Source organism: Micromonospora sp. LOL_023, from assembly GCF_048060115.1.
In the GTDB taxonomy this organism is placed as follows: domain Bacteria; phylum Actinomycetota; class Actinomycetes; order Mycobacteriales; family Micromonosporaceae; genus Micromonospora_E.
On record NZ_JBHMIM010000008.1, the window covers coordinates 132,900 to 145,987 of the forward strand.

Sequence of the window (13,088 nt, forward strand, 5' to 3'; positions counted from 1 at the left end):
CGACCCAGACACGCATGCCAGTACAAGTATTTTGCCCCACTTTCGTGGTTCGGAACCTCCCCGGGTTTTCGTGTGCACCGGAGGTTCCTAGATCACGAACGGGCCGCGCGGGTCCATCGCCCGTGGCCGTCCGAGGTGCTCGACGTCATCGAGTGCCATCGCCGGCAGGCGGTAGATCCGTACGCTGTCTCGGGCTGGGTCGATCACGGCCTCGATCGCTGCGACCAGCTTTACCTTGTCGGCGTCCCGGCAGACGACTTCGAAGACCGACTTCTGCACGCGGTGGCCGTACCCCTCGCAGATCTTGGCCACTTTGCGCAGCCGCCGCTCTCCTGCTGGCGTGGTCGTCTCGACGTCGTACGTGACCAGCAGATCCATCTCAGTTGACCATCCATGGCGGGTAGGCGGCCAGTTCGCCGCGCAGATGCCGGGCGAGCAGACGTGCCTGTACGAGCGGCAGCAACGCGGCCTCGATTTCCCGGCTGAGGTAGGCGTGCGGCCAGGTGCGCTGCCGACTCTGCTGCCAGGCGGTGAACACCTTCTTGCGCCCGTCCTCGGTCAGCTGGTATGCCCCGTTCGGCAGATGGTCGAAGTCCTTGATGCCCAGCTCGCGTCGGTTGAGCAGGGTGAAGGCGAGCCGGTCGGCCAGCAGGGGACGGAACTCTTCCATCAGGTCGAGTGCCAGGGCCGGCTTTCCGGCGCGTACGCCGTGTAGGAGCCCGATGTACGGGTCCAGCCCGACCTGTTCCAGTGCGCCGTGCACGGCACCGCGCAGCATCCCGTAGAGGAAGGAGAGTAGACAATTCACCGGGTCGGTGGGCGGGCGCTTGCTGCGTCCAGCGACCTTCCACTCCTTCGCCTGGGTGACCAGGTGCGGCAGAGCAGCGAAGTAATCCCGGGCGGTGATTCCTTCGACACCGAACACTTCACCAGTGCTGTCAGCGGTGCGCAGTAGTTCGAGCCGTCCGGCGATCAGTTCGGCGCTGGCGCGCAGCGCGGTCTGCCGGAACCCGGAGCTGTCCCGGGCGGTACGCAGCAGCACCTGCCGGCTGTTGTGGATCTTCCCGGCGATCATGGCGACCGAGATGGCGAGCCGGTGGGCCGGGTCGTCGGCTGCGCGGTGCTGCGCTTGGCGCAGCAGTGGATTGCCGGTTGCCGGTCCGACCGTGCGCATCCGGAAGCGTCCATTGCTCGTCATATAGGTCACGGACCGGCCATCGGCGGCGCAGCGCAGCTGCAACTCCTGACTGACGTTGACTCCGCCGAAGGCGACCAAATGGTCGATGCGCACGAGCGGCACCCGTCGCGGTTTGGCGTCGGCATCATCGTCGGGATGGAAGGCGCGCACGGTGTCGCCGTCGAGATGCAGGCTGGTGCCGGGGGTTTGGATGTACAGGGTGTTGAGCAGTTCAGTCACGCCAGGTTCCGAGTGGTCGCGGGGCGAACAGTTCGAGGAGAGGACGGCTGCGCCCGTCGGTGGCTTCGGGCAGGCAGGCGTCACGCAGCGAGCAGCGCCGGCAACGTTTGTCGTTGCGGGCGAGCGGCAGGGTCGGGCTGTCGAGGATCCGGCGTACGGCCTCGGCGGCTTCGATGACCTGCTGGAGAAGTGCCCCGTCGATGGTCACCGGGTGGCGTCGGCGTTCGGCGACGGAGTAGATGTGGCCAAGCGGCACGTCGAAGCCGGCTTCGATCAGGCACAGGGCCTGGCCGCCGAGTTGCAGCTCGGCTGGCCCACCGGGCTGGTAGCGGCCGACCTTGTATTCGACGGGCGCGGCTACCTTGCCAGTGAACTCGACGACGTCACAGACACCCCGTAGCCCGTACTGCTCGCTGCCGACGGGCAGGGAGCGTACGACGGTGACGCCTGCCCGGCGGGTGACGCCGGGCAGGTCGACAGTGGTGTGGCTCAGGTCGCCGCGTACGGTCTCCGCGCTTTCGTCCCAGACCTGCTCGACGTGGATGAGCGCGGTCTGCCGCTGGCAGTAGGCGTAGTGCTCAAGGGCGGACAGCGGGACCTCGCGGATCCCGCTGTCGCCCTCAGCGGGTGGTGTCACAGCCAGAGGTCCACCTTGGTGGTGAGTTGGACGCCGTCGGGCAGCGGAGTGTCGGCGATAGTCCGCTGGTAGTCGAGGTGCTGGCGGGCGGGCTTGTCGGGGTTGGTACGGCTGACCTGGATCCGCTTGGCGAGACTGGCGGCTGGGGCGACGCCGAGCGCATCGGGGTGGCTGAAGATCCAGAGGCCGCAGAGTTTCATTTCGCCTCGGGTGGCGGACCGGTCGTGGTCGAACATCGTGGTGACGGCCCGCCAAAGCGCGGTGAGGTCGTCGGTGGTGACGCCGGTCTTGGCGGCGCGCGGCGCGGAGTAGAAGGCGTGTGCCCGGTAGAGACCGTACGGGACCGTCCACTTCGAGCCCATCTCGGTGCGCTCACCTTTGTCGATGTCTTCCTGGCGGGTCTGGGTAACGCGGGTGATGGCGTGGTCGGTCGGCAGGATCGGGTCGATGCTGCGGGCGAAGGTGACCTGGAGTGGTCCGCGGACCTGGCCGGCGCCGCCTTTGGCGCCGGTGTTGAGCACCGCGCCGAACATCCGGATGTCGAAGTAGTGGTCGCAGAGCCACTGCTGGGCGTTCCCGGTCCCGCCGGGGGCGGCGGTGAGTCCTTCTTCGATGCGGGTGTTCAGGGCGTGACCGGCTTCGACGAAGATGCCGTACCGAGGGTCGTCGCCGCGCAGCAACGCCACCGTGTCGCGGATCTTGCGCTTGAGGGCGACGTCGGTGACGAGGCCCTGGCCGGTTTCGTCATCGGTGCGTGGCTGGTTGCCGCCGTCCGGGTCGCCGTTGGGGTTGCCGTCGGTGACGTCGAAGAACATCACGACGTCGTGCCGGCGGGCGGGGTCGAGGTGGGCGTCACTCATGCGGCGTCTCCTTCAGATGCGGCGGCGTCCGGCGTCACGTCCGGGCCGGGCGGCAGGTCGGTGTTTTTCTTGGTCGCGGCGGCTTCGATCCGCTCGGCCCGCATCGCGGCGCGCTGGTGGTGGTAGCCGAGGACGAACGCAGCCTTTTGCGTCAGCACCGCTGAGCTGGGGATGGACGTGTCGGCGTTGATGTGGACGAAGATGTCGTCGAGCCGGTTGGCGTACGCGCCGGCCCAGGCCGGTTTGCCGAGCGGGCCGCGCAGCCGGCGCAGCCACGCGGTGGCCGACCGGCGGCCGTTGACCAGCACGGCCTGTGGGTTGGTGATCGCGCGGCCCATGTAGCGCTCGGCGAAGGTGGTGTTGAGCGGCTGGTTCGCGGCGCGGAAGACGGCCTGTTGCAGGTCGTCGAGCACGGCGAAGGCCCGCCCGGACAGGTATGCAGGGTCGCGGTTGTCCTCGTTCAACGTGGGGGTCAGCCTTTCTGCGGAGTACGGGGGAAGTCCGTGGCGGCGGATGACGGCGAGCCGGATCAGGGCGACCCGGGCGGCGTCTACCCGGCCGTCGGTACGGATGCGGTCGATGACGTGGGCGAGGAGTTTGGGTGGCAGTGGAGCGCCGAGGATCGCGGCCCGCCACAGGGCGTGGTAGAGGCCGCCGGGCCGGTCTTCACCTCGGGCACCGAGCTTGATCCAGCTGCCGGGGCCGCTCCCCCGGCCTGGCTGCCACCGCCCGGCGACTCGGGTGAGCTGGACGAGTTTGACGAGGGTGGTTTCACCGTCCCAGCCGGCGATCTTGTGGTCGTCGAACCAGCGGCGCAGGTTGGTCCTGACCGCCGACAGCGGCATTTCGATCCAGTCGCGGACGACGACTCGCGCCACGTTGCCGGATACGGTGACCGAGCAGAACTTCGACAGGTCGTCGACGGTGGCTTCGGTGCCGCGCACAGGGCTGACGATCATCTCCAGCGCCGTCTTCTCGTCCTCCTGGTCGAGCGGACCCATCGGGTCGAACGTCGACCCGCCGATCACCCACCAGGTCAGCCGGGCGTTCTGGCCTTTCAGGCTGGAGCTGTGGCTTTTGTCGCCGAGCAGGACGGTCAGCGAGGACATGAAGGTCAGCCCGCAGGTGACGCAGATCGGGGTGTGCCCGAGGAACTTGGTCAGCTCGTAGCCGTGTACCGCTTCGTTGACGCTGACCAGCGACGCGCCCTGGGTAGCGCCGGGCAGAAGTCGCTGCGGAATCTGCTGCGGAATGGTCTTGAGCAGGTCTCCGGTCTTGCCACAGACGAGGCAGAGGCCGGCCCGGCCGATTCCTTTTCGGCCGGCGGCGACGGTGGCCCAGTAGCGACGGGCGGTGTCGTGCGCGAAGGCGAACTCGTCGTCGACCCGGAAGCCGACCATGTCGGCGCGGCCCCACTTCGCCGGCTCCTTGACCCGGCAATGTTCGCCGCGCCGGAAGAAGGCGGCGATGGCCGGACCGGGCCCGTCCGGTTCGGCGGTCGCCCAGTCGCGGATCAGCTCGGTGAACGCGTCGTGCTGTTTGGCGATTCGGTCGGCCTTGCCGCCGTCGGCGACCCAGCCGAGCACGTATTCGACGTTGTCTGCGGCCAGCGCGGGGGCGATCCCGGCGGTACGGGTGACGGCAGGCACCAGCCGTTCGACGCCGAAGCGGGCACCGGCCTCCGGCGCGATGGTATCGGTCTGTCCCCGGTAGGTGCCGTCACCGGCGATGTCGAGGATCAGGCGGACGGGTTTGCGGCCGTAGAAGGGCGGAATGACGTCGTCGCTGGTGGCGGCGTACTCGACGAGGCGTTGCAGCAGCATCAGGCAGCCCCGCTGCTCGACGGCAGCGCCATTTCCATGCCGCGCGGCGGCACGTAGAGGACTCCGTCGGCGACGCGGGCGGCGAACCACTCCATCCGGGGCTGGGCGGTGCCGTCACGGTGGATCGAATGCAGCATGATACCGACTTCTTCGTTGACAGTGGTGTCCCGTGGGGTGTCGTCGGGCCAGCTGAAGTCGGCGCTGAATTCACGCGTACCGAGGTAGGGCTGTTGGAAGCAGGCACCACGACGGACCCGGCGGCGCAGCTGGTCGCGGTACGCGGCGGCCGGCTTGTCGGCGTGCGCGGCGGGCAGCAGGTGGGCGTGGATGCGGTACGCGACGTCCCGCAGGCAGACGGCGTTGCGTTGGTCGCGGTGGGCGACGGTGTCGACCCGGCGGGTGCCGCGGATCGCTTCGGCGAGCGGGGCTACGTCGGTGGTCTCGTTACGCCGGATGGTGAACTGTCTGATCGGCTTGAGGACCTCGATGGCGACGATCTCGTAGCGGATTTCGGGCTTCCAGTAGATCGATTCGAGGACGCCGACCGCTGCCGTGGGGGTCATCACCGGGTACGTGACCCGTTCGACTTTCAGCTCGGGGCGGGAGAAGAGTGCGGCGTCGCCGGTGACCTGGACGGCGATCGGCAGGTCGCCGGCTGCGCTGCGGCGCAGGGTCAGCACATTGACGACTTCGGTGGTCACAGGATGAAGTCCTCCAATTTCGGGTCGAAGATCATGCCGGTGTGCGGGTCGTAGTCGCCGCGCCATTCGACAAGTGCGCCTACCCGGACCTCGGTGCCGAGGATCGGCAGCATCAGGGCGCGGATCCCACGGTCGCGTTGGGGGACGCTTGGATGGACGGTGGTGGTGTAGGGCTGCAAACGGCGCAGGTCACGAAGGTCGGGTACGGCTGCGGTGCGTACCCGCTCGATGAGGTCCCGGACCTGGGCGCGTTCGGTCGGCGTACCGGCGCCTTGTGGGGTGACCACCGAGATGCCGTCCTCGCTGATGATGCGGAAGGCGCGCTTGTGTTCGCGGTGGCCGCTGTCGGTGAGCGGCCCGTCTGCGACGGTCTGGTACGCCCAGTCGACGCGGGCCCGCTGGATTTCCTGGCCGACGTGGTCGCAGGCGTTCAGGTTGAGTGTGCTGTAGACGGACCGGTAGTAGGCGGCGAGCGCGTCGGGGTCGTCGGGGTCGGCCTTGTCGGGTCCGAAGTGGGTGGCGGCGCTGTCGACGAGCCGGCGGTACGTCGGCGGCTCGCTGCCGTCGGCCGGGGCGAAGATGACGACCCGCCCATGGTCGAGGCGGCCTTCCCGATTGGCCCGGCCAGCGGCCTGCAGCAACGAGTCGGCCGGGGCCATCGCCCGGTAAACGATAGCGAAATCTACGTCGACGCCGGCTTCGATCAGCTGGGTGGAGACCAGCAGGACCGGCTCGTCCTTGGTGAGTCGGTCACGGACGGTTTCGAGTACGCGCTGCCGATGCGCCGGGCACATCCGGGTAGACAGGTGCCAGGCGTGGTCGACGTCGCCGTTGTCGCGCCAGGTGTCGAAGACGGCCTGGGCGTTGGCGGTGGTGTTGACGACCACCATCGCGGCCGGCGGGTGCCCGGCAGGGGTGTCGACGGCGTCGGCGGCCTGGTCGGCGATGTCGGCGAGTGTCGGGGCGGGGTCGAGCTGCCATTCGTAGCGGACCCGTTTGAGCTGGCTGGCGACGGCCGGCACCTCGGTCAGGACGTCGACGTACTCAACGTCCTGCAGGGTGGGCAGCGACCAGAACTCGGGCTGGGTCGCCGAGGAGAGCAGCACGGTCGCGCCGAAGTGCTGCACCAGCAGCCGCAGCCCGTCGAGGATCGGCACCAGCATGTCGTGTGGCAGGGCCTGCACCTCGTCGAGCACGATGACCGAGCCGGCGAGCCGGTGCACCCGTCGCATCGCGGACGGCCTGCGGCCGAACAGCGATTCGAAGAGGCGGACGAAGGTGGTCACGATGAACGGTGCGTCCCAGTTCTCGGCGGCGAGTCGGCCCCACCGCCCGGCGGCGCCGTCGTCAAAGTTGACCTGGCTGTGGTGCTCCAGGACGACCGGCTCGGCGCCGGGCTCGTCGAGCATGCCACGGTAGACGGCGGCGTTCTGCCCTGTAATGGTCAGAAACGGCACCGCGACGATGACCCGTCGGCGTTGGTGCCGCGTGGCGTGCCGCAGCGCGAACCCGGCGGCGCAGAGGGTCTTTCCGGCACCGGTCGGCGCGGGCAGCCGGTAGATGCCGGGCGGTTGGTCGGCGAAGCTGAGGCACTGGTCGTAGACGTACTCGCGCAGAGCATCCACGGGTGACGGTTTCCGCTCGGCGAGCATGGTGGCGCGGCGTTGCGCGAAGCGCTGGTAGAGGTGGTCGAAGTCGGTGTCGGCGCGGACCCGAGGCGCTGCTTGCCCGTCGAAGTGGGCACCGGTGTCGAGTCCGTCGGCGTCGGCCAGGGCGCTGTAGCACAGGCGCAGCGCCATCTCCCCCACGAGCCGGTCCTGCAGCCACGGCTCGGGGATGGTGTGCCGCAGGTTGGCGGGCAGGTCGGGCAGCAGCCGGGGCAACTCGGCCTCGGCGGAGGCGACATCCTTGGCGCGGCTGAAGCCCTGCTTGAGGGACTGTCCCAGCGAACTTGCGTCGATCAATCCGCCGTGGTGGCCGAAGATCGCGCCCGCGTAGCCGCCGAGCCCGCGTTCGTGCGCGATCCGCGTGCCCAACGACTTATGATCAATTCCGACCCGCTCGCCAGAGTCAGCGACCTTTGTCAATTTATCCTGCCAGGCGCAGGACGCTTTCCCGACATCGTGCAGGGCACCCAACCAGTACGCCACCTCCCCGCCACCGAACGGCGCCGCGAATCGTCTGGCCAGATCAGCGGTGCCCCGCAAATGATCTTCAAGCCGATGCCAGCGAGCACTGTTCCAACCTGGACTATGCGCCCACAGCAACCGCTCACCAGACACGAATTCACCTCACAATTTCATACGCGAAGCAGTTGGACCCGCCAATCCAGCCACCTACGACGCGCGTCGTCAAGACCCGGAACGGTTGGGTTCGATCAGCCCGTAGGTCGAGTCGAGGCTCGACCTACGGGCCCATCACTGCACATGCTTCCGAAAACACTTCAACGTTTCGATCCCCGGCACGAAGCGCCGCACACACCCAGGAGTGTCGTAGGTGCACCCGCACCTTACCCGATGCAGCTTCGTTGAAGTGTTTGCGGATCTGCGAGCAGCTTCGTTGATGTGTATCGGACCGCAGGGAGTGTCGATCATGGAAAAGCTTTGCTAAACTTCTGCCGCTGTGTTCGCCGTGGACATAGCCCCCCGGAGCCCCTCATGGGTGCGGTCCGCTGCTGGAACAGCGGACCGCCGGGGCCAACTTTCCTATCGACCATAGAAACAGGAGACCTGTCATGAGTCTACCCGTGCGCACTCATCCCGCCGAAAGCGGCCAGCTCTCCCCAGATCCGAGGCTGCCCGTGAGATGGGCCGTGATCCTGGGTGCAAGCACACTGATCGGCCTGTTCGTCGGGCACACCGACGGACCACCGAGCGGCGTGTTGGCCTTCATGATCGCTGTCGGATTGCTGTACGGGATCTTGCGGCCATAGGCAGTTTGGCGGTGCGGAACGGCTCCTCGTCGTTCTGCACCGCCACCGCCGGATGGTCGGCATGAGTTCCGGGCACCCACACGACGCGCGGTCGCTTACGTACCGCACCCACGTCCGGTACGGTAGCCGAAAGTCATTCGGGGGCTACCCGCTGACGATCATGATTGCGGTCGAAGCGAGGGATGCGAGTGCCGACGATAAAGGACCGGCCGGTCGGTGTCGTCGGTGCCGGTCGGGTCGGCACCGCTCTCGGGCTGGCGCTGGTCCGTGCCGGCTACGACCTGGTCGGGATCACCGCGAGGTCGGACGCGTCGAGACAGCGAGCAGCCGACGTCCTGCCGGACATCCCGCTGGTCGACCTGCCGACGATCGCCAAGAGTGCCGGCATCATCCTGCTCTCGGTCACCGACGACGCCATCGGTCCGGTCGCCACCGAGCTGGCCGAGAGCGCGCACCTCCAGCCTGGACAGATCGTGATGCACGTGAGCGGAGCGTGCGGGCTGACGGTCCTCGCACCAGCGACCGACGTGGGCGCCGTGCCACTCGCCATCCACCCGGCGATGACCTTCTCCGGTCTGGCAACCGACGCCGACAATCTCGCTGGTCTGGCGTACGCGATCACTGCTCGGCCGGACGACCGGCCGCTCGCCGAGGAACTGGTCCGCGACCTGGCTGGCGTTCCGGTGTGGATCGCCGACGAGGACCGCACCCTCTACCACGCCGCGCTGGTCCTCGGGGCGAACAACCTGATCACCCTGCTGGCCGCCGCCATGGACGCGTTGGCTGCGGCCGGCGTGCCGGATCCAGGATTCGTCCTCGCCCCGCTGGTGCGTACCTCGCTGGAGAACGCACTACGCCACGGCGACCAGGCGCTGACCGGGCCGGTGCGCCGCGCCGACACCGGCACGATCGACGCGCACGTACGGGCGTTGCGCGACCGCGCTCCCGAGCTGCTGCCGGCGTACCTTCAGTTTGGTCTGGTCACCGCGACGCGGGCCCGACGCGCGGCGCTCAACGAGGTCGACCGGCTCGATGAGGTCGTCGCGCTGCTTGAGGCAAGAGCAGCGGAAGCCAACGGCGACGCCGGCCGGTGAACGGCCGCCTCGTGGGCAGGGCGGTGAGGGTGCGCCGGTCGGCCATCCGGCCTGGGCAGCGGCTCGATCCACGTCTGTCGGCGGCCGGTGTGGCCTGCGTGGTCGCGGCGATCGTCGCCGGGTCCGGAGACCCGGCGCAGCCCAGGTGGCCGCGTTCGTCGTACACGCGGGTGTATCCGTTGCGATCCTCGCCGGGTCCGGAGACCCGGCGCAGCGGCGGAACGTCGGCACCTGGCCGCGCCGGTGGCGGCGTTGCGATCCTCGCCGGGTCCGGAGACCCGGCGCAGCGGCCAGGTCGGTGCCGAGCATGTGGTGGCCGGACGCGTTGCGATCCTCGCCGGGTCCGGAGACCCGGCGCAGCGCCGCCCACACCTGCTCGACGGCGTCACCCATGCCGTTGTTGCGATCCTCGCCGGGTCCGGAGACCCGGCGCAGCACGACACCGTTCCACTCGCCGGACAGACCGTACCGTTGCGATCCTCGCCGGGTCCGGAGACCCGGCGCAGCATCCCGCGCAGGAAGCCGTCATCAGCGACGACACCCCGGTTGCGATCCTCGCCGGGTCCGGAGACCCGGCGCAGCTGGTCGGCCCACTCGTCGACACCCATCGTGAGCGCGGTGTTGCGATCCTCGCCGGGTCCGGAGACCCGGCGCAGCAACGCGTACGGCCCCTGCCCTGCCGGGACCTCGGCGGTGTTGCGATCCTCGCCGGGTCCGGAGACCCGGCGCAGCGGAGCTGCACGTCGGAGTGCGCCATCCACTCGCGGGTGTTGCGATCCTCGCCGGGTCCGGAGACCCGGCGCAGCGGCTTGGGCGAGTGCGCCGATGATGGGCGGGCCGGTGAGGTTGCGATCCTCGCCGGGTCCGGAGACCCGGCGCAGCCTCCGCTCGCAGCCGTCGACGCTGCGCCCGTCGACGCCGTTGCGATCCTCGCCGGGTCCGGAGACCCGGCGCAGCACGGTGGCCCGGCCGGGGTGTGGCCGGGCCGGCGGGTGCGTTGCGATCCTCGCCGGGTCCGGAGACCCGGCGCAGCTCGATGTTCTTCGCGGTGATCGCCTTCAACGCGCGGGTGTTGCGATCCTCGCCGGGTCCGGAGACCCGGCGCAGCGGTTCGTCCGGTGGGCGGCGGCCATGGCTGAGCGGAGTGTTGCGATCCTCGCCGGGTCCGGAGACCCGGCGCAGCGCAGCCGACCGGCTCGCGTTCATCTCCCTGCCCAGTTGGTTGCGATCCTCGCCGGGTCCGGAGACCCGGCGCAGCTCGAGGATGACCAGGACGTAGCGGCGGTGGATGCCCTGGTTGCGATCCTCGCCGGGTCCGGAGACCCGGCGCAGCCAAGACGTCTTGGTCGGCCGCACTGACTGGACCATGTTGCGATCCTCGCCGGGTCCGGAGACCCGGCGCAGCGTCCACATCACCTTCGTCCACACGACCATGTTGTCCCGGTTGCGATCCTCGCCGGGTCCGGAGACCCGGCGCAGCGCCCAGAACACGCTGGCCGACCAGATTCGGTCGATGGAGTTGCGATCCTCGCCGGGTCCGGAGACCCGGCGCAGCCTGCGGGATGGTCCGCTCGGTGCCGTCGGCGTCCTCGTTGCGATCCTCGCCGGGTCCGGAGACCCGGCGCAGCCCGGTCACTACCTGCTTACCGGCGGCGGTCCGCGAGTCGTTGCGATCCTCGCCGGGTCCGGAGACCCGGCGCAGCGGTACACCTCGCGGTAGGTGTCACGGTCCGCGAAGGTGTTGCGATCCTCGCCGGGTCCGGAGACCCGGCGCAGCGTCGGCTTCGACTCCGAGAGCCGGCAGGTGACCGGCGTGGTTGCGATCCTCGCCGGGTCCGGAGACCCGGCGCAGCGCACACCGACCGCATCTGATGCCGGCCATCGACGGTGTTGCGATCCTCGCCGGGTCCGGAGACCCGGCGCAGCCGGTCGGCGGCCTTGATGATGGAGAAGTTTCTGAAGAGTTGCGATCCTCGCCGGGTCCGGAGACCCGGCGCAGCGACTGCACGGACGCCCGGTCCTGGGCGTCCATGGACAGGTTGCGATCCTCGCCGGGTCCGGAGACCCGGCGCAGCGCGGGTTCCTGGCCACCTCCGACCCCGGCCGCGCCGTTGCGATCCTCGCCGGGTCCGGAGACCCGGCGCAGCTTTGGCGGACGGGGCGCACGGCTGGCCGGTGCGGGTCGTTGCGATCCTCGCCGGGTCCGGAGACCCGGCGCAGCCGGCCGGGAAGCCGGCAACAGGGCGGCACGGAACTGTTGCGATCCTCGCCGGGTCCGGAGACCCGGCGCAGCGGTTCGACGGCATCTCGCTGCGGGTCGACTCGGACGTGTTGCGATCCTCGCCGGGTCCGGAGACCCGGCGCAGCCAGGGCATGCCCACCACCGCCGGATCGGTCACCCGCGTTGCGATCCTCGCCGGGTCCGGAGACCCGGCGCAGCCACCGCAATCGACCACGACACCGCCGACAGCGACTCCGCGTTGCGATCCTCGCCGGGTCCGGAGACCCGGCGCAGCGCCCGGACCCGGCGTCGACCGCGCCGCCACCGTCGCCGTTGCGATCCTCGCCGGGTCCGGAGACCCGGCGCAGCTCCATGCGACTGGTGTGGCAGGCCGACGCTCAAGGTTGCGATCCTCGCCGGGTCCGGAGACCCGGCGCAGCTTCCGAACGGGTTGTGGTTACTAGAGGTACGTACGTAGTTGCGATCCTCGCCGGGTCCGGAGACCCGGCGCAGCGACCGCCGCCCGGTTCATCGCCGTCGACGACCTGTCGGTTGCGATCCTCGCCGGGTCCGGAGACCCGGCGCAGCAGATCGAGCCGCCGACGTTCGCCCGCGCCGACGTCGGGTTGCGATCCTCGCCGGGTCCGGAGACCCGGCGCAGCCGTGCATTCGCCGGATCTGCTGGTCGTCGGAGTAGCAGTTGCGATCCTCGCCGGGTCCGGAGACCCGGCGCAGCGGGGTCCTTTGTGATCAGTCTACTGGAACGGCTTCCCAGTTGCGATCCTCGCCGGGTCCGGAGACCCGGCGCAGCTCGTTGAGGGCGAGGATCCGGTGATGCCGCCAGGCCCGTTGCGATCCTCGCCGGGTCCGGAGACCCGGCGCAGCGGTTCGTGGCGTGGTTGGTGATCACGCACGCGATCTGTTGCGATCCTCGCCGGGTCCGGAGACCCGGCGCAGCTCCCGGCGTGTAGCGGATGTACCGGGCGATGGGACCGTTGCGATCCTCGCCGGGTCCGGAGACCCGGCGCAGCACCGGGGACGGCTGGTCGGTGACGGGCCGCTCGACGGAGTTGCGATCCTCGCCGGGTCCGGAGACCCGGCGCAGCCCGACCACCTCGCGCGCCTTGCCGTCCGCGCGCGTGGCGTTGCGATCCTCGCCGGGTCCGGAGACCCGGCGCAGCACCTTGACCTGGTACGCCGACTCCGACTCGACGGTTTCGTCGTTGCGATCCTCGCCGGGTCCGGAGACCCGGCGCAGCCTACCGCCGCGACTACTACCAGCGAAACCGTGAGCGAGTTGCGATCCTCGCCGGGTCCGGAGACCCGGCGCAGCCTTGACCTGGTACGCCGACTCCGACTCGACGGTTTCGTCGTTGCGATCCTCGCCGGGTCCGGAGACCCGG

8 protein-coding genes and 1 CRISPR repeat array are annotated in these 13,088 nt (G+C 69.5%); of the genes, 1 reads left to right on the forward strand and 7 read right to left on the reverse strand.

The genetic code is table 11. The features are described from left to right. Positions 1-87: 87 nt before the first annotated feature. Genes cas2 through cas3 form a run of 7 tightly spaced genes read right to left on the reverse strand, consistent with a single transcriptional unit; the run spans position 88 to position 7,720 of the window. Entirely contained in the window at positions 88-378 is a 291-nt protein-coding gene (cas2, locus tag ACFHVL_RS06730) for a CRISPR-associated endonuclease Cas2 (RefSeq protein ID WP_416626230.1), read from the reverse strand. 1 nt (position 379) lies between these two features. Further along, the gene (gene cas1c / locus ACFHVL_RS06735) at positions 380-1,417 is read right to left on the reverse strand and encodes a type I-C CRISPR-associated endonuclease Cas1c (RefSeq protein WP_416626232.1); all 1,038 of its coding nucleotides are present in this window, start codon (positions 1,415-1,417) and stop codon (positions 380-382) included. Beyond that, the gene (gene cas4 / locus ACFHVL_RS06740; protein WP_416626233.1) at positions 1,410-2,054 is read right to left on the reverse strand and encodes a CRISPR-associated protein Cas4; all 645 of its coding nucleotides are present in this window, start codon (positions 2,052-2,054) and stop codon (positions 1,410-1,412) included. The genes cas1c and cas4 overlap by 8 nt, the downstream gene beginning before the upstream one ends. Further along, positions 2,051-2,914, reverse strand: a complete 864-nt coding sequence (cas7c, locus tag ACFHVL_RS06745; protein WP_416626235.1) for a type I-C CRISPR-associated protein Cas7/Csd2 — start codon at positions 2,912-2,914, stop codon at positions 2,051-2,053. The genes cas4 and cas7c overlap by 4 nt, the downstream gene beginning before the upstream one ends. Continuing rightward, a complete protein-coding gene (gene cas8c, locus ACFHVL_RS06750) occupies positions 2,911-4,737 on the reverse strand; it encodes a type I-C CRISPR-associated protein Cas8c/Csd1 (protein ID WP_416626237.1) in 1,827 nt (608 codons plus the stop codon). Before cas8c ends, cas7c begins: the two co-directional genes overlap by 4 nt. Further along, the gene (gene cas5c / locus ACFHVL_RS06755) at positions 4,737-5,438 is read right to left on the reverse strand and encodes a type I-C CRISPR-associated protein Cas5c (protein ID WP_416626238.1); all 702 of its coding nucleotides are present in this window, start codon (positions 5,436-5,438) and stop codon (positions 4,737-4,739) included. Before cas5c ends, cas8c begins: the two co-directional genes overlap by 1 nt. Beyond that, complete coding sequence (gene cas3 / locus ACFHVL_RS06760) at positions 5,435-7,720, reverse strand: CRISPR-associated helicase Cas3' (RefSeq protein WP_416626240.1); 2,286 nt, start codon at positions 7,718-7,720, stop codon at positions 5,435-5,437. Before cas3 ends, cas5c begins: the two co-directional genes overlap by 4 nt. Before the next feature lie 838 nt (positions 7,721-8,558). Between cas3 and ACFHVL_RS06765 the strand changes: the two genes are divergently transcribed. Further along, positions 8,559-9,464, forward strand: a complete 906-nt coding sequence (locus tag ACFHVL_RS06765; RefSeq protein ID WP_416626241.1) for a Rossmann-like and DUF2520 domain-containing protein — start codon at positions 8,559-8,561, stop codon at positions 9,462-9,464. Between the two features lie 104 nt (positions 9,465-9,568). Further along, a CRISPR array of direct repeats spans positions 9,569-13,018; the repeat unit is 37 nt; unit sequence GTTGCGATCCTCGCCGGGTCCGGAGACCCGGCGCAGC. The last annotated feature ends 70 nt before the right edge of the window (positions 13,019-13,088 follow it).

Excerpts from the sequence above, each read along its gene's own strand:
- cas2 (WP_416626230.1), bottom strand. The coding sequence starts at position 378 with ATGGATCTGCTGGTCACGTACGACGTCGAGACGACCACGCCAGCAGGA.
- cas7c (WP_416626235.1), bottom strand. The coding sequence starts at position 2,914 with ATGAGTGACGCCCACCTCGACCCCGCCCGCCGGCACGACGTCGTGATG.
- cas8c (WP_416626237.1), bottom strand. The coding sequence starts at position 4,737 with ATGCTGCTGCAACGCCTCGTCGAGTACGCCGCCACCAGCGACGACGTC.